General features: G+C 44.4%; 17 protein-coding genes. 5 read left to right on the plus strand and 12 right to left on the minus strand.

All coding sequences use genetic code 11. The features are described 5' to 3' along the window. Positions 1 to 178: 178 nt before the first annotated feature. Both BI182_RS16845 and BI182_RS16850 read left to right on the plus strand, forming a co-directional pair. Positions 179 to 1,156 carry a homocitrate synthase/isopropylmalate synthase family protein gene (locus tag BI182_RS16845; RefSeq protein WP_286809637.1) on the plus strand — a complete coding sequence of 326 codons (978 nt, stop codon included), beginning with the start codon at positions 179 to 181 and terminating at the stop codon, positions 1,154 to 1,156. Then, a complete protein-coding gene (locus tag BI182_RS16850) occupies positions 1,134 to 1,964 on the plus strand; it encodes a hydroxymethylglutaryl-CoA lyase-like TIM-barrel protein (RefSeq protein WP_286809640.1) in 831 nt (276 codons plus the stop codon). Before BI182_RS16845 ends, BI182_RS16850 begins: the two co-directional genes overlap by 23 nt. 40 nt (positions 1,965 to 2,004) lie before the next feature. Here BI182_RS16850 and BI182_RS16855 read toward each other — a convergent pair whose 3' ends face one another. The 10 genes from BI182_RS16855 to murA all read right to left on the minus strand — a co-directional run bounded on the left by BI182_RS16855 (position 2,005) and on the right by murA (position 11,993). Then, positions 2,005 to 2,280, minus strand: coding sequence for an HPr family phosphocarrier protein (locus BI182_RS16855; RefSeq protein WP_228878349.1), 276 nt, complete (start codon positions 2,278 to 2,280; stop codon positions 2,005 to 2,007). Positions 2,281 to 2,400: 120 nt separating this feature from the next. Next, positions 2,401 to 3,195, minus strand: a complete 795-nt coding sequence (locus BI182_RS16860; protein WP_286809834.1) for an HAD-IIA family hydrolase — start codon at positions 3,193 to 3,195, stop codon at positions 2,401 to 2,403. A 2-nt stretch (positions 3,196 to 3,197) separates the two neighbouring features. Continuing rightward, positions 3,198 to 4,208, minus strand: a complete 1,011-nt coding sequence (locus tag BI182_RS16865) for a sugar-binding transcriptional regulator (RefSeq protein WP_286809645.1) — start codon at positions 4,206 to 4,208, stop codon at positions 3,198 to 3,200. A gap of 192 nt (positions 4,209 to 4,400) precedes the next feature. Continuing rightward, positions 4,401 to 4,739 (minus strand): P-II family nitrogen regulator, encoded by a 339-nt coding sequence (locus tag BI182_RS16870; RefSeq protein WP_070370216.1) that lies wholly within the window; start codon positions 4,737 to 4,739, stop codon positions 4,401 to 4,403. Positions 4,740 to 4,795: 56 nt separating this feature from the next. Next, positions 4,796 to 6,052 carry an ammonium transporter gene (locus tag BI182_RS16875; RefSeq protein WP_502691647.1) on the minus strand — a complete coding sequence of 419 codons (1,257 nt, stop codon included), beginning with the start codon at positions 6,050 to 6,052 and terminating at the stop codon, positions 4,796 to 4,798. 475 nt (positions 6,053 to 6,527) lie between these two features. Next, positions 6,528 to 6,866: a P-II family nitrogen regulator gene (locus BI182_RS16880; protein WP_070370217.1), complete on the minus strand. Its 339-nt coding sequence runs from the start codon at positions 6,864 to 6,866 to the stop codon at positions 6,528 to 6,530. Between the two features lie 71 nt (positions 6,867 to 6,937). Next, the gene (locus BI182_RS16885) at positions 6,938 to 8,191 is read right to left on the minus strand and encodes an ammonium transporter (RefSeq protein ID WP_228878343.1); all 1,254 of its coding nucleotides are present in this window, start codon (positions 8,189 to 8,191) and stop codon (positions 6,938 to 6,940) included. Positions 8,192 to 8,630: 439 nt separating this feature from the next. Next, a complete protein-coding gene (locus BI182_RS16890) occupies positions 8,631 to 9,734 on the minus strand; it encodes a S1C family serine protease (RefSeq protein WP_070370219.1) in 1,104 nt (367 codons plus the stop codon). A gap of 29 nt (positions 9,735 to 9,763) precedes the next feature. Continuing rightward, positions 9,764 to 10,552, minus strand: a complete 789-nt coding sequence (locus BI182_RS16895; RefSeq protein ID WP_286809658.1) for an MBL fold metallo-hydrolase — start codon at positions 10,550 to 10,552, stop codon at positions 9,764 to 9,766. A gap of 163 nt (positions 10,553 to 10,715) precedes the next feature. Continuing rightward, positions 10,716 to 11,993, minus strand: coding sequence for a UDP-N-acetylglucosamine 1-carboxyvinyltransferase (murA, locus tag BI182_RS16900; RefSeq protein ID WP_148638385.1), 1,278 nt, complete (start codon positions 11,991 to 11,993; stop codon positions 10,716 to 10,718). 275 nt (positions 11,994 to 12,268) lie between these two features. Here murA and BI182_RS16905 point away from each other — a divergent pair, with 275 nt between their 5' ends. Both BI182_RS16905 and BI182_RS16910 read left to right on the plus strand, forming a co-directional pair. After that, entirely contained in the window at positions 12,269 to 13,297 is a 1,029-nt protein-coding gene (locus tag BI182_RS16905) for a DnaD domain protein (RefSeq protein WP_286809664.1), read from the plus strand. Continuing rightward, complete coding sequence (locus BI182_RS16910) at positions 13,284 to 14,249, plus strand: ATP-binding protein (protein WP_286809667.1); 966 nt, start codon at positions 13,284 to 13,286, stop codon at positions 14,247 to 14,249. The genes BI182_RS16905 and BI182_RS16910 overlap by 14 nt, the downstream gene beginning before the upstream one ends. Before the next feature lie 35 nt (positions 14,250 to 14,284). On the opposite strand, the gene BI182_RS16915 is transcribed toward BI182_RS16910, so the two are convergent. Further along, positions 14,285 to 14,893, minus strand: a complete 609-nt coding sequence (locus BI182_RS16915; RefSeq protein WP_070370224.1) for a CheR family methyltransferase — start codon at positions 14,891 to 14,893, stop codon at positions 14,285 to 14,287. 82 nt (positions 14,894 to 14,975) lie between these two features. Continuing rightward, complete coding sequence (locus tag BI182_RS16920) at positions 14,976 to 15,731, minus strand: tRNA1(Val) (adenine(37)-N6)-methyltransferase (RefSeq protein ID WP_070370225.1); 756 nt, start codon at positions 15,729 to 15,731, stop codon at positions 14,976 to 14,978. A gap of 523 nt (positions 15,732 to 16,254) precedes the next feature. Here BI182_RS16920 and BI182_RS16925 point away from each other — a divergent pair. Next, positions 16,255 to 17,862, plus strand: coding sequence for a GGDEF domain-containing protein (locus tag BI182_RS16925; protein ID WP_286809675.1), 1,608 nt, complete (start codon positions 16,255 to 16,257; stop codon positions 17,860 to 17,862). Positions 17,863 to 17,922: the final 60 nt, after the last annotated feature.

Raw genomic sequence — 17,922 nt, forward strand, 5'->3', positions numbered from 1 at the left:
TGCAAGAATGCCACCCTATTATGTTATAGCTCCGCAACTGTTCGCCTTGAGGCACACAACATGATATAACAATTGTCGGTACTGGGCTAATCTTTTATTTTATACTACACCAATTGATGCTGCCCTAACATTGGCAGCATCAATTTTAAATTAAAACAAACGAAAGCGGGGTACACAAATGGTTACTATTATTGATCGAACCTTGACAACCTTTAATACGTCCGGGATGACCAGCCAGGATCTTAACCATTTCTGTGACCTGCTTTTTACCTGTGGCGTCACCAAAATCGAATTGACCCCGGAGCTGGTTGACCGGCTTAATTTTCCGGTCACTGCTGCCGGTTTAAAACAATGGTTGGGGCAGCGACGTTTTTTTCTAACCCGGATTTTTCCCGAATCGCTCGCTTCGGCTAGCCCAGGGACGAAAGAACCGAAAGCCCTCTGGAAACTGGAGCCAAATGAGCTGGTGGAAAAAAATATCCCCGTTGGCAAATTACATTCCTGTCACCATCAAAAGATCCGGATCACCGGATTAGAAGACCTGATGACCCGGGATTATTCAGAGGTTTTTAAGGCCCTGCTGGACAGCGGTATTGACACTCTGGATCTCTGCCCCGGCAATCACCACCATTGTGCCACTGCCATCGCTCTGGAATGGCTATTGGCTGGCGGGCAGAGTATCAGCTGCGGTTTTGCCAACCATCATAACTTCCCACCGCTGGAAGAAGTGCTGATGGGGCTAAAACTAAGTCAACCTGATTTGTTTACCGGTGACTTATCGGTTTTAAGTGAGCTACGTGACCTTTATGAAAAACTGTCCGGCCAGCCGGTTGGCAAAATGAAGGCGATCATCGGAACCGATATTTTCAAGGTCGAATCCGGTATTCATGTGGATGGGGTATTAAAAAACCCCAATACCTATGAACCCTTTAGTCCCCAAAGCGTTGGTAACCAGCGAGAAATTGTCCTGGGCAAACACTCCGGCCGCCAAAGCCTGTTGTATAAACTAAACGATTCGCAATTATCCGAGTCAGCCGCCCATAGCATTCTAAAACACTTAAAATCCCACTGCACTAAATTAGGCCGAAATCTGTCCGATCGGGAACTGCGAACCCTTGCCAGAGAGGTACAAAATGACAAACAGATATATTGTTGATACGACCTTAAGAGACGGTGAACAAAGCCCCGGAATGGCCTTTTCGATCCGCGAAAAAATCACCATCGCCAAAGCTCTGGATACCCTGGGGGTTGCCCGGATTGAAGCCGGTACCCCGGCCATGGGCAGAGAGGAATGCCGGGCCTTTGAAAAAATCAAACTGTCCTGTAAGCAGGCGAAGATTATTGGCTGGAACCGGATGAATCTCTCTGATATCAGCCAGTCCATCGGCTGCGGCGCCGACATTATCCATGTTTGTGTCCCGGCTTCGGATCTGCTGATTCGTGAGAAGCTGCGCACCACCCGATCCCAGGTACTTAAAACCCTGAGTGCCTGCGCCGCGGCTGTCCATTCCGAAAAAAGAGAACTGACCATCGGTTTGGAGGACGCCTCCCGGGCCGACTGGAATTTTGTCGTTTTACTGATTGAAACCGCCCAGCATCTGGGGGCCACCACCCTGCGTTTTTCAGATACCGTGGGGATCATGTCCCCCAGTCTCTGCAAGGCCACGATCAACCGGATTCCTGACAACATCGACATTGAGGTACACATGCACAACGACCTGGGCATGGCCGTGCCCAACTCCATCCAGGGACTCCGCTCCGGCGCCAAATATGCCGATACCACCCTCTTCGGCATCGGTGAGCGGGCCGGCAACTGCAATTTGGAACATCTCCTGATCGCCACCCAGGGTCAACTGGACTTCGGTATCAACCTGGACGAACTGCAGTGGCGTCAAGCCGATCTAAAATCGATTATTTACAAAAATAACCCGGGGCGTATACCTGATCGAATATCCGCCCACTAAAAAAAACACCTCACGGTGTTTTTTTTACGTCTTATAATAATTACACTTCACCAAAACCACTGCCGACGAGTGCCACCAGGGTTTCCACGGCCAGCATTTCATCTTCACCGGTGGCAAAAATTTCAACCACATCGCCCTGCCCAATCCCCGTAGCCATAATACTCAAGAGCGATTTGGCATCACCCTCTTTGGAATCGTCGCCCAGTTTTTTAATGCGGATATCTGCTCTGAATTCTCCGGCCTTCTGACAAAACTCCGCCGCTGGCCGGGCGTGTAAACCGCTGGGATTAATAATCGTAACTGTTTTGCTATGCATACTTCTTACCTGTTAATGAATCTTTCATTCCTTTCCGTTTATTCATTTATTCGTTCCCGTCATCAACATGTTCGATTCGTCTTCTTATTATCTTCCCCTTTTTGACTAAAATAAACAGGCTTATAGATAGTTGATCATTTCTTTCAGCGAGTCAAAAACACAATCCGGAACCACTGCTGAATTCGCGACATCCGCCATTTTTGTCTCTCCAGTCAGCACCAGAAAACCCTTACCGCCGTTATTGACGCCAGTGGCCACATCGGTATAGATACGATCGCCGACAAAGGCCACATCCTCTTTTTTATGCCCGGTAATGGCTAAAATCATCTCCATGGTTTCGGAAAAAGGCTTGCCTAAGTATTTGGGTTCCACCCCGGTGGATTTGGTGATCAGAGCACACATGGCACCGCAATCGGGGATAAAACCAGTTTCGGTGGGACAGACCAAATCCAGATGGGTGGATAAAAAAACTGCGCCATTGTTAATAAAGGTGCAGATTTTTTTGAGCTTTTCGTAGGTCAGGGTGGTATCAAAGCTGGCGACTGCCACATCTGGCTGCTCCTGGACCAGGTTGATGCCATGTTCCCGGAAGCTCTCCTCCAATAGCGGCGTGCCCATCAGATAGACCGATTGTCCGGGATAATAGGTTTTTAAATAGTTTATGGTCACATCCCCGGAGGTAATAATCCGGTCGGCTTCCACAAAGCAGCCCATTTTCTTCAGTTTTTCCTGATAAAAGCTGGATCCCCGGGATGAATTATTGGTGATAAAAATAAAATCTTTTTGATGGCTTCTGAGCGCTTCAATAAAATCCAGTGCCCCATCAATTAAACCGTTACCCAGATAAAACGTTCCATCCATATCCAGAGCAAATAATTTAACATCTCTTAAGGCTTCCTCTTTTGACAATATCATTTTCAATCGGCTCTCTCGATTTCTGAAGTACCTAATCTATTCTTATCCTCTTGATCAAAAGATTCATCGAATTCCAGCAATTTTTTTCCGCATTCCACATCAGTAACCAGGACATTAATAAAACCACCTTTGATGGCACCCTGAATCGCCCGGGCTTTTTCAGAACCACTGGCCACACCAATGGAATGAGGAACCCGCCGAAGTTTCTTGATGTCAACCCCAATCACACAGTTATCAGCCTCAAAGGCTTCTGTGCTCCCATTGATATCAAAAAACTGCATACAGACATCACCTACCACATTTTTTTGGCGCATGGTTTCCATATCTTTTTCGTCATAATAACCGGTAGACATAATCGCCGATCCACGATTGGGAACGCCGATCCCAACCACCGCTACGTCCAGGCCATCGCCCATTTTAATGATCCGCTTAATATCCGGCTCCTTCATTAATTCTTCTTTGATCTTGATTCCAGACACTCGGGCCGGGGCGTGGAGCAAATAAGAAACGCCGCCAAAAGCCTTTGCCAAAGCTTCGACAATGGTATTGGAGTGCAGCTCCATACCCAGATGTCCGATCCCACCGATGAGGGGAATGAAGGTCACCCGCTTTGAGGTTCCCTTTGAGATAAAACGATAGATCTGGCCAATGGAAGAACCCATCGAAACCCCGATAATCGTATCATCTTTAATTAACCGCTCGAGATAATTGGCAGTCGCTTTAGCCAACTCATCCTTCTGATCCCGGCTGTCCTGTTTCATATCCACAATGAAAACTTCTTTCAAGCCATAGCGACTCTCCAGCTTTTTTTCCAGATCCACATAGTTGTTACCAAAAATAGGATCGATAATAATTTTGACAATCCCTCGCTCCTTGGCGTTCTGAAGAATCCGGGACACCGTTGGACGGGAAAGACCCAACTCTTTGGCAATCAACTTTTGATTGATATCCTGGTTATAGTACATCTCACAGATTTTCACCATCAGACGTTCATCATCCACTACTTTTTTCATTCCCTCACCTCGCTATCTGTACTTTTTTTTATATTCATTTCTGAAATTTTGCAACTATTCCTTAATTATAGTATTATCGATGAAAATGTCAATCCTTTCATTTGTTTTTGTAAACGAGCAAACATAAAAGAGCCCCCTATATTTACGAATGCAAATATAGGGGGCTCTTTTAAAACGATTAGACCCCATTTTTTACAATGCGATATCGCCTCGTTCTCCGGTTCTAATCCGGATACATTCCTCGACTGACTTAATAAAGATTTTGCCATCGCCAATTTCCCCGGTTCGCACCACACTCATAATCAACTGAATTATTTCTTCAACCTTGTCGTCAGCTACTACAATTTTTATTTCAATTTTGGGAATCATGTTCATCATTACCGAGGTGCCACGGTTATGAGCTACCCAACCATACTGGTTACCACATCCCAGTACTTGCCGGATATTCATGCCATTGACCTTTGCTGCCAAAAAAGCATCCTTGAGCGGTTCCAGCTTTTCCGGACGAATAATCGCTTCGATCTGTTTCATTTCTTTATCCTTTCGTTTTAGAATTACTGTCTTCTGGTATTTTAGTCGATCAGCCACTATTGGTCAATTCCAGAAAAAGCGGGATAACCTTCTTCACTATGTTCACTGATATCCAGACCCAGGGCTTCGGCTTCGGGAGCGACCCGGATCGCCATGACCTTTTTGAGGATTAACATAATTACTGCCGTCATCGTTCCTGAATAAAGCACTGCAATTAACAACGCAATGAGCTGAGCCACAAATAACTGGGTGTCACCAAAGAACAAACCATTCCATTGGGCGACCGGATTGATGGCCGTCTGAGCAAACAAACCGGTGGCAATAACCCCCCATATCCCACTGATACCATGACAACCAAACGCATCCAGGGTATCATCATAGCCGAATTTAACCTTCACCTTTGTTAAAAAGAAAAAGCAGATTGGACTCACCACAGCGCCGATAAACAAAGCCGCTTCGGTCGGTACAAAACCAGCTCCGGGCGTAATGGAAACCAAGCCGACGATCGAACCGGTAATGGCACCCATGACCGTCACTTTTTTATAAGCGACCATTTCAACCAGCATCCAGGTTAGCATCGCTGCTGCCGATGCCAGCAGGGTGGTCACCACTGCGTGAACCGCTAAACCGTTGGCAGCCAGGGCAGAACCGCCATTAAAGGCAAACCAGCCAACCCATAAAATCGCCCCACCGATGACAAACAGCGGAATATTATGGGGATGATAGGACTTAATGCCATATCCTTTTCGGGATCCCAAAATAATACAAGCCACCAGGCCAGAAATCCCCGAACTTATTTCGATGACAAAACCGCCGGCAAAATCAACCGCACCGAGGCTGGCAATCAAACCACCCTGACCCCAAACCATATGAGCCATTGGATAATAAACCAGCAGCATCCAGAACGTTACAAAAATAAACAAAGCCGAAAATCGCATTCTTCCCGACAGCGAACCGACCACAATCGCCGGCGTAACCATGCAGAATACCAGTTGAAAAATAGCAAAGAGCTGACCCGGGATACTACCCGCATAGGGGCCTGGCGCCGATGCACTAATGCCCCTGAAAAACACATTGCTTAAATCACCAATCACACCAAACCCGCCAAAATCCGGACCAAAAGCCAGGGAATATCCCACCATATACCACATCACCGTTGCCAGTCCGCAGCAAAACACCACTGACATGATCGTATTAAGCACATTTTTCCGTCGCACCATCCCGGCATAGAATAGTGCCAGTCCTGGGGTCATAAAAAAAACCAGCATGGTACAAATCAGAATAAATGTTACATCTCCTGAATTAATCATAATTTCCTCCATAATTCTCTTTTTTCGTTATTTATGCCAATCACTGAATCGGGTTCAGTGATTATCTGATCAACCCACTTTAAAACCTGCACGTATGGCCGGCCGCTATGCTTATCGCCTTTGATAAGTTGATTGAATTATCTGATAAATCAGTAATTCAGACGCTCAACGCAAAAAAAGACGACAACAAAAAAACTGTTATCGCCTTTGATCATCGCAATTCAGATCCGGTTCATCGCTGGGTCGATCCTCTTCATTGACAATCGACTGAACCTTTTCGCTATTATTTAAGGTTGATGCTACTATTTAATTTTAGCTGACCCATTTCCGACTCAGCAAGTCGAATTATAGCATTACTCAACCCGGGAGTCAATCCTAGAATTTCAAGAATCACAAAGCTGACAGTTATTTAAAATACGCCACAAAAAAAAGACGATTATATTTAAATATAATCGTCTCAGTCCTCAATCACTAACTTTTAAAGTGCGATGTCGCCCCGCTCGCCGGTTCTGATCCGAATACACTCCTCCACCGGTTTGATAAAAATTTTACCATCACCAATTTCACCAGTTCGGACGGTATCCATAATCAGTTGGACAGTTTCCTCAACCTTATCATCGGCAACCACAATCTTTATTTCGATTTTAGGTAGCATATTCATCATGACCGAGGTTCCCCGATTATGGGCTACCCATCCAAATTGGTTCCCGCATCCGAGTATCTGACGGACGTTCATACCATTGACCTTTGCTTCTAAAAATGCGTCCTTTAAAGGTTCCAACTTTTCCGGACGGATAATTGCTTCAATCAGTTTCATAAGTTTTTTCCTTTCTTTACTGATTGCGAAGCCATGATGGCATGACTCCTCAACCACATTTCAATATCGTTCTATTGATCAATTCCCGAGAAAGCCGGGTAACCTTGTTCGCTGTGTTCGCTGATATCCAGACCCAATGCCTCTGCCTCCGGCGAAACACGGATAGTCATGACTTTTTTAAGCACCAGCATTATGACTGTGGTCATCGCAGCTGAATAGATAACAGAAATTCCTACGGCCATCAATTGTGCCACAAATAATTCGGTTGCCCCGAAAAACAAACCGTCCCACTGCGCAATCGGGTTTATGGCTGACTGAGCAAACAGACCAGTCGCTATACCACCCCAGATTCCGCCAATTCCGTGGCAACCAAAGGCATCCAGTGAATCATCATAGCCAAACTTCTGTTTGACCTTGGTCATAAAAAATAAGCAGATGGGGCTAACCAGAGCGCCAATCACCAGTGCCGCACCAAATGGTACAAATCCTGAACCCGGAGTAATGGCCACCAAACCGATAACAGCACCAGTCACCGCCCCCAGAACCGTCACTTTTTTATAAAGAATTGATTCCATCAGCATCCAGCTTAACATTGCAGCAGCCGATGCGATCATTGTATTACCCATCGCCTGAACCGCCAATCCATTAGCGGCCAGCGCTGATGCCCCATTGAAGGCGAACCAACCAACCCAAAGAATCGCGCCCCCGGTGAAAACCATTGGAATGTTATGCGGATGATACGCTAAAATACCATAACCTTTTCTTTTACCAAGGATGATACAGGCAATCAAACCAGAAACTCCGGAACTAATATGAATAACATTTCCGCCAGCAAAATCGACCGCTCCCAATCCGGCGATAAAGCCGCCTAAGCCCCAAACCATATGAGCCAATGGGTAATAGACTAGCAATAACCAGAAGGCAATAAAAATAAACATTGCCGAAAATTTCATTCGGCCTTCTAAGGCTCCCACCAGAATAGCTGGTGTAATAATACAAAACATCAGCTGGAAAATCGCAAACAGGGCACCCGGTATATTGGCCGCATAAGGTCCGGCTTCTGTGGCACTGACCCCACTAAAAAAAGCATTGCTCAAATTTCCGACAACACCCAGACCGCCAACATCTTCTCCAAATGAGATTGAATAACCGATGGCAAACCACATAACGGTCGCCAGTCCACAACAAAACAATACCGACATTAATGTATTAATGACGTTCTTTCGCCGAACCATCCCTCCATAAAATAATCCCAGGCCGGGGGTCATAAAGAATACCAGCATTGAACCGATCAGAACAAATGCGACATCACCAGAATTAATCATCTTAACTTCCTCTTTTCTTAATTATTTTGATTCAATCATTTAAATATGATAATCTTAAACCATTTAGTCATCTTCTTATGCAATTTATAATTTCAGTCTTTTGGGGAATTCGCCTAATGTTCTTAGTTCACTGGCAATTCATTGTCTTATTCTCATTCAAACAATAGTCAAAGACAAATCCTTCAAAAAAAGGCGATAACATTCATGACTGTTATCGCCTTTGATAAATTAATTTGCCTATTTTAGTTTGAAAAAAAAGGTGATAACAGAAACTTCTGTTATCACCTTTGATAAGCGTCTTAAATCCCAGGTATCATCTTAATAGTCCGGTCTTCTTTGACTTCTATTAAGCTTACCTTAAGATATTTTTGATTATAACACCATAAAAATCGACTGTCAATGTGATTTTCATAAATTTTCATTGCAAACAGTTTTCTCTTTATTGCCCCGCCGTCACAACCACATCTTTTGTCTGACTTTGCCCATTCCGTTCAAAGGTCACACTGACCTTATCACCGGCATTAACTGCATAGAGAATTTCTTTCATTTTCAGCATGGTATTGGTTTTGACACCATTGATCTCTTTAATGATGTCGCCGGCAGCCAAACCTGCATTGGCAGCCCCACCGCCTTGTTGTACCGAAGCAATATAAATCCCTTCGTTAAAATTGACATCACTGTCAGTCAGATAATAATCAGCAATCGCCCGATCATAAGCGGTAATACCCATCACGGTGGAATCAAATTTACCGGTTGCGACAATTTCATTGAGAATCGGTTTTAAAATATTGATTGGAATGGCAAAGCCCATCCCTTCCCCAGTGGTTAGTTTATAGGTATTAATCCCGATTACCTCACCGTTTTTGTTAACTAACGGACCCCCACTATTTCCTGAATTGATTGACGCATCGGTTTGAATCAGATCTTCTGCCAGCCCGTTTTCCAATGGGATGCTCCGATTAAGAGCGGATATGATTCCTGCCGTAACGGTTCGCTCAAAATTAAGTCCCATCGGATTTCCAACCGCTACTGCCAGTTCTCCAACAACCACATTATCCGAATCTCCCAATTCCAATACCGGTAAATCCTTGGCATCAATTTTGATAATGGCCATATCCAGGGTCGCATCCGACCAGACCAGTTTGGCATCATAGGTATTCCCATCGGCCAGCGAAACCTTTAATGCCGATACATCATCCGAGGCCACATGCTGGTTGGTCGCAATATAGCCATCACTGGTTAGGATGAATCCCGAACCCACGCCACTCGCCTCCTGAGGTCCATAAACAGTCATAGACACTCCGGTTGTTTCAATCCCCACCACTGATGGTGGCACGGTTTGGGCAATGGCTTCAACTACCGTGTCCGCCGAACCCTGATTGACAATAATTTCGTTCTTGGCACCTTGGATTACACTATTACTGTCGAAAAAAAAGTTGACACCTAGAAGCAGTACCCCAACAATTACGCCACCAATAATGGCTCCGATCATGCCGATGATCAGGGAGTTCGGTTTTTTTTCTTTTTTCAGATCGTCGTTCATCGTTTCACCTCAATCTTAGTTGAAGTTCTTTATAGATTAATTGCCTCACTCACACAGCTTCGCTTTGCCACCGAAAGTTTCACATCTCCATCCAATACCACACCGGAACCAGTAAGAATCCGGGCAGTGGTTTCATAGGCCAACAATGGATAGTTATTTTCCTGACTAAGGTGGGCCAGCACCAGTTTCCGGGTCCCTTCCAGTACCAGTGCCAAGGCCAGATCTCCGGCTGTTTCATTGGATAGATGACCAAAATCACTTTTTATCCGCTGTTTGAGGTAGAAAGGATACGATCCGGCTTCCAGCATTGAAACATCATGATTGGACTCCAGCACGACCAGATCACAGCCGCACAATGCGCTGCGCATTTCTGGCGTAATAATCCCTGAGTCGGTGGCGATTCCCAACCGGCTTTTGCCGTCAGATATGACAAAACCGGCTGAATCCGCTGCATCATGAGATGTTTTAAAGGCTTCAATTTGAAGATCCTGAATAATAAAAGGCTCTTCAAAATCAAAGATCTTTACATTATGCTCGGCAATTTTTCCCAAGTCCTTTTTCATTGCTGCCCAAGTTTTTTCATTGGCATAAATCGGCAGGTCAAAACGCCGGGACAAAACCCCAACCCCATGAATATGATCACTATGTTCATGGGTCACCATGATGCCACCGATTTCCCGGGGATCTTCTTCAATGGCGTCCATGGCAGACTGGATTCGTTTTCCGCTGAGGCCAGCATCAATGAGTATTTTGGTGCTGTTGTTTGAGACAAATAAACTATTTCCTGAACTTCCACTATATAAACTGCAAAATTTCAATCCTTGCTCCCTTGTTCATTTTAATATCTTGTAAAATTATTCCATTTAAATGCGCCAAGGACCAGCTGAATTGTTAGGATTATCCTAGCGAATGATGCTTAAACCTGACTTAACCTAACTTTACGGGATTTAAGATAGTCATCGTATCTATCCCCAATACGCTCTAAAGGCAAGCAGGATCTTTCTCGGAAACCCGACGAATTACTGCCCCGAGATTTCGCAGATTTTCCTGAAGATTTTCGTAGCCCCGGTCAATATGGACAATTTCAGTGATCTTTGTTTCACCATCAGCAATTAACCCTGCAATCACCATGGCCGCCCCGGCCCGCAGATCCGTGGTTCGGATTTTGGTGGCTGATAAGGACTTGACCCCGGTAATACTGGCGGTTCGACTATTAATGGAAATATTGGCCCCCATCCGGCGCAATTCGTCCACGTATTTAAATCGGCTTTCAAAAATACTCTCAGTGATGGTGCTGGTTCCCTGGGCAATCGTCATTAAAACTGCCATCGGTTGTTGTAGATCCGTAGGAAACCCCGGATAAGGCATGGTCTTGACATTGACCGCCTTTAATGGATGTTTTCCAATAACCCGAATTCCGTCGTCCTCTTCCAGAACGATGACCCCCATTTCGCTGAGCTTAGCCGTGATCGCCTCCATATGCTTGGGAATGACATTTTTAATTAAGATATCCCCTTCGGTGGCTGCCGCGGCCATCATATAGGTACCCGTGGTAATCTGATCCGGGATCACCGAATACTCGCAGCCGTGCATCTCTTCAACACCAACAATCTTAATAACATCTGTTCCCGCACCCTTGATGTTTGCTCCCATCAAATTCAAAAAGTTAGCCACATCAACGATGTGGGGTTCTTTGGCGGCATTTTCGATAATTGTTTTGCCATCAGCCCGAACGGCTGCCAACATAATATTGATGGTGGCACCAACGCTGACAACATCAAGAAAAATATGGGCTCCTCTCAGTTCCGGTGCTTCCATTTTTACCTGGCCATGTTCAATCACCACGGTTGCTCCCAGAGCCTGAAAGCCTTTGATATGCTGGTCGATGGGGCGATCCCCGATGTTGCAACCGCCGGGCAGGGGCACAATCGCTTTACGATATCGTCCCAGCAGCGCTCCCAGCAGATAATAGGAAGCCCGCATCTGGCCGGTTTCCTCTTCATAGTCCGACACATCATATGAAATCGGTTTTTCGGTATTGATGATTAAGGTATCTTTTTCTCTATATATTTCAGCTCCCAGTTTTTCGAGAATAACAATCATTTTGTTAACATCTTTAATATCGGGAACATTATCTATTTTACTTGAGCAGGCACACAGTACTGCCGCCGGAATAATCCCCAGCACCGCATTTTTCGCCCCGGAGATCGCAACCTCACCTTGTAGGGGGTTACCTCCTTCTATAATAAAAGCATCCATATTTATTCCTTTCAGTGCAAATGTATATGCAATATCCAATTGGTTATTATATCATAAGTTTCAGTTTTATCAAGAAAAGTATCGATTTTATGCCGTTTTTTTATCAACAAAGCCGTTTTTCTTATACTCTTTAAGAATTCTTTTCCCAGCTTAATGAAAGCAGGAATTCCTCACAAATTATTTTCAATGTGATATAATAGCTTAACACACTATTTATCAAAACTAAAGATTTTTAGTCGCGAGAAAGTATATTAATCCATAACTTGAGGTAACAAATGAATCGTTTTGAATTAGTTTCCAGCCATGATGACTTGGGTGTGACCCCACTCGAAAATATTTTTATTAATCACTATATGCCAACAGCCCGGGGAGACTACGTGAAGGTCTATCTTTACGGCTTAAAGCGATGCTTTAACCAGGGCCTGACCCCCATCAGCAACGAAGATATCGCCAAAGATCTGAATCTATTGGAAACCGATGTGAAAAAAGCCTGGGACTATTGGGCCGCCGAAAAAATCATCGCCATTGAATACACCGGCACCCGGGATGCCCTGGTCCGTTTTTATAATATCACCGGTACCATTCTTTATAAAAATGAGGCGATCCCCGAGACGACCGTACCTAAAAATATCCAGTCTTCCAATAGCATGGAAGACCGGATTCAACGGATGTACACCACCATCCAGGATATGTACGAAAGCCGGACGATCACAAAAAAAGAAACGTTGCTGTTTAAGCGCTGGCTGGATGAATACAATTTTACTCCGGAAGCGGTAATTCTGATTGTCGAATATTCCATTAACATGATCAATAAAAAAGATCGCACCTTTACCCCGACCCAGGTCGTCTCGTATCTGGAAACCGTAGCCAGAAGTTTTTATACGGCTGAGGTTCGTGATCATATCGAAGCCGAAGCCTATATCAAAAACTCAGCGCATCAACGCACAGCCTATTATCAGATTTTCAAATATCTGGGTATCCAGCGAAATCCGATGGTTTCTGAGCGGCAGATGATGGATACCTGGTTTAATGACTATGGTTTTTCAATGGAAATCATTGTCCAGGCCTTATCCCGCACCAACAAACCCAATATGAAATATATTGACGGCATTCTGAAGAATTGGCACGAACAAGGCTTTAAAACCCTGGAAGATATCAAAAATGACAAGCCAAAACAAAAATTTGCTCATAAAGAGTCCCTTGAACCGATGAGCGATGCCCGAAAACAGGCTTACCTGGATATGGAAGTTGACTATGCCGAGGATTTATGGCCGGAACTGGAGATAAACAATGAAGACCTATAATGAAGCCTATGCCCTGCTGCAAGAAAAGCAGCAAGCCTACCAATTTAAACAGCGACAGAAGAAAGCCATTCTTTATAACCAGATTCCCGAGCTTTCTGAACTGGATAATGAAATCAACCGCTTGGGGGTTGCCCTGACCCGAGCCACCATCGCCAAAGAAGTCAATAAAACCGCTCCTATCCGCCAGCAGATGAGTGCGCTTGAAGACAGAAAAAAAACTCTGGCCGGAGCAAAAGCCGCCCTGCTTAACCACTCGTATTACTGCTCCCTTTGTCGTGACTCAGGGATTCTCCCCGAGGGAATCTGTGCCTGCCTGAATCAGTGTCTGGCTGAACTCAGTTTTTCCAGCTATGATTTAAAAACCCGGGCCCAGCGGGAAACCTTTGAGAGCTTTAACCCTGACTATTATTCCCAACAGCCGATTGGTTCGGGATCAGCCAGTCATCGTTCCAACGCTCTTAGTATTAAACAGAATATGCTGAAATATTGTCAGAATTTTGAAAACATCGAAGACCAGCTGCTTTTTACCGGTCCGCCCGGAGTCGGCAAAACCTTTATGTCCAATTGCATCGTCAATAAACTCACCGAAAAAGGTTATGGGATTGTCTATGTCACTGCTGCCCACCTGGTGGCCAGCATTCAGGATCAGCTGTTCCGGGAGAAGAAGACCTCTACCGAAATTTATGAACCGCTGCTGCTCTGCGATCTTTTGATCATCGATGATTTAGGAGCTGAGTTTTCTTCAGAATACAGTCAAAAACAGCTCTACGAGGTGATTGACAGTCGCCTCAATGCCGAAAAAAAGATGATCATTTCCTCTAATCTGACGGTTCTAAAAATCAAGGAGCTTTATGACGAACGACTTTCCTCCCGTATCTGCGGCCATTTTAAAACCATTCCCTTTTTAGGGGAAGACATTCGTATTCTCAAGGCCCGACGGGGCCGTTCATAAAAGAAGGTGTCCAGATCTTAATTCTGGACACCTTTTTATTGGCAGCGTTTCTGATAAATTTGGGCATTTGAGACCACCGCTTCAAACTGATCAGCTAATTCGGCTGGCAACTTTTGCGTTTGCTCCATGGCCAGATAGCCCCCATCCATCAGCGAATCATGAAACATCCGTAGCACATCAATGCGTTCCTGTTCATTAAAGTGCAGCAGAACATTTTTGCATACGATCAGGCCAAAATCATTGCCAATGCTTCTCAGGGTCAACAGGTTATGCTTCTGAAAACTTACCGCCCCCCGAATCTCATCGTTGAGCCGATAAAAATCCCGGTTTTCGACCTTGATAAAGTATTTTTCAAAAATTTCAGCGGGGATCCGCTGCACCTGCTCCCGGGGATACTCAGCCTGACAAATAATCTGATCAAACAGGTCGCTGCCATCAATATCGGTTGCTTGGATTTTCACTCTTTCAAAACCACCCTGATCCAACCGCTCCCGCAGCAACATCGCCAGGGTGTAAGGCTCTGGCCCCATAGCACAACCGGCATCCCAGATCTTAATCGTCGGCTTCGACCAAAGTTCCGGGATGGCATGGTTGCAGATCAGCTCCAGGGTATGTAAATCTCTAAAAAAATATGTAAATGCCATCGATTCCTCCCGCTTTTTTTCTGGATGTCAAAAGTCATGAGCACTGGTCTATTCCCACCGCTACCGAAATTAAATCGTTTGACTATTCCGGCTTTTTCATCCCATATATATCATAAATTTCCTGGGTATATGCACCATCTTGCTGATAAACAATCAGGGGGGCATCGGTTTTTAACCCTGGCTTCCCACTTTTTCGCCCCTCAATCAAAACCAGATTCGCCTCTTTTTTTATTGAAGGATATACAAATTGCAGCTGCTTGACCTCGATTTTATAGAGTCGCATCAATGAAATAATGTCGCCTAACCGTTCCGGCCGGTGAACTAGAAACAGACGCCCCCGATCTTTTAACATGCGTTTACTGAAAATGAGAATATCTTCGATGCTGCATAGAATTTCATGTCGGGAAATTGTTTTTGTTTCGCAATTGTTCTTGAGACCATCCTTGGCCCGCATATAAGGCGGATTACTCACCACGACATCATAAGTGTTTGGTAGTATCTTATCATCTGGCGCTTTAATATCGCCTTGGATAATCTGGATCTGCTCTGATAAATCATTAAGTGCCATACTCCGCCTGGCCATTTCTACCAGCGGTTCTTGTATTTCCAGACCGGTTATCGAAGCCGCTCTGGTTTTGCCATAAAGCAACAAAGGAATAATCCCCGTACCAGATCCCAGATCGATGATATGTGGAGATCCTTTTATCCGACGCGAAACGAACCAGGATAATAAAACCGCATCCATTCCAAAACAAAAAAATTCAGGATTTTGGATTATTTTCAAATTATTTAATCCTAAGTCTTCGATTCGTTCCCCTTTTTTTAAAAAGTTATCCACAATTAACTCCTCCTAATCGTCGTCATTTCAGTATTTGGCGGGGTAATCAACAAGTTTATCCACAATTCCGCCAATTATATCCACTGTTTGTGGATAACTTTTGAAATTTTCCCACCTTTTCCCTGTAACTCCCTAAATTGCGGGATTTTTTGACCCATCATTTTACAATCCGTTTGTTGATTGTTTTTTTGAAACTTATCCACATATACACAGCTAAAAGTTGAAACAACTCATCCCCTGATCAAAATCCCAATAAATAGCGGCTTTCAACTTTCAGCTTGAGAATTAAACTGGTCAATCACTGTTGATAAAAAATATTTTTTTGTATTTACTGGCTTTTTTCGATTTTCCCTTTAATGTAAGTAAAATCTTTGCTATAATGTGTAGTTGTAGAGGACTATTTCAAATTTATTGTAATGATTCGCCCTCCTCTAAAAGCTCCTTTATCATCCACGATTATGGTGATAAAGTCAATAACCAAAAAATATTGCATTGAAATTATTAGCGAAAGCGATGGATACTTATGAATAATGACAAAATCCAACCCAACAAATTGGATATTATTCTCGAAAAGAAACAGCTTCTGGATGCCACCATTCAGGAATGTGAAATACGAATTGATGCGAAGCTTGCTTCGCTGACTGATGACGGTTTCATTTCCCGTGAAGTCAGCTCCGATGTTTTTGAAGCATCCATCCAGAATCCCTACCACCCCGGAGAACATTTTCTTTCCGGGGTGGATATTTCAGATGATGACGCTCTCGATCAGGCCGTACTCAATTCCCGTCCTTTTGAAACACGTACCAACAGACTGGCCTTTGATGGTGAACACCTTACGAATCCATCCCCCCCCCCTAAACCAACGGGTGGCTTTTCGACACCCATTGGGGAAATCGAGGATGATGACGAACTGCCCACCCTGTCAAAAATACTGGGTCGCACCACACCATACGCTTTCGAATCGGAACGGACAACTGCGATCCCCAAGGCATCCGTGGAGCCAACCACAACCGAGCTACCGCAGCCAAATACTGTCGATGCCATTCTCAATGCCAGATTTTCGGAAACTGAGCATGCATCACCTCCTGCTGGATCTGTTTTGGATGCCCAAATGCCTACCCAGACGCCCGAACCGGAATTTACCCAACCAATCGCTCCAGAACAACCCGTTTTAGCAACCGAAACGCCAGCTCATAAAAAACCACCACCCCTTCCCAAGAAAACTGAAACGACTCAAGCGAAAACGAGCAAAGAAAAAAAGATTAAACCTGAAAAAAAAGTAAACCAATCCACCCTCAAAAAGCCCAGCCTAACCGACATGGTTCCGCCGCTTGTTTTTTTCTTTATGGGATTAATGGTTTTTGGTACTTTTCTGATTTTCACCGCTTCCGAGTTTACTTTCATTGATTATTGTGTCGTATTTATTTTGTTCACTTGTCTGATCTTTACCATTGCCATGCCGTATGGGGCTAGTATCTTTTTTATGATTCTACTCCTTTGTAGTTATGTGGTATTGTCACTAATTTCTGTTTTCTACCTGGAGATTCCTTTTGAATTCTATCAGGTTGGTTGGCTGCTTGTAATCCCGATGGTATTATTGAGCAGTGCCTTGTTAATCCGAAAGATACGAGAATTGTTCCGTTTTAAAAAAAATCTCGAACAGCAGCTTGCTTCCTATGATAATCTGGAAGAAAGTCCCGGACTGACCATTGAAAAAGCTTATTACAAGGATCTGAAATATGCCATGGAACGGGCTTCCCGGGGCGAAACCATCCTGACTCTGGAAATGATCACGATTCGCCATCTGGATGAACTCAAAACCATGAATGGCCCAAGACTTTGGGATGAAATTCTCTATAAAACCTTAAAGATCATCAAAACCCATTGCTACAGCACGCACCTGATTTATATCCTTGATGGCAGTGTTTTCAGCATTCTGATGGAAAACACATCGGTCAAAAATCAATTGCTGATCAATCAGGAAATCACCGATGCTTTTAATACCCTGATTTTGGATTATGAAAGCATTGAACCTGAAGTGACGCTCAACATCGCTTCGATTCCCTACACCCGGGATATCGCAAATCCCTTTGACTACCGTGCCCAGGTTCTCAGACATCTAAAAAAATAAAGCAGAAACCGTGTGATCGGCTTCTGCTTTTTTAATTCCCCAAAATGATGAAACAAAAAA

Origin of the sequence: Acetobacterium sp. MES1 (assembly GCF_002237635.1) — a bacterium.
Classification (GTDB): domain Bacteria; phylum Bacillota; class Clostridia; order Eubacteriales; family Eubacteriaceae; genus Acetobacterium; species Acetobacterium wieringae.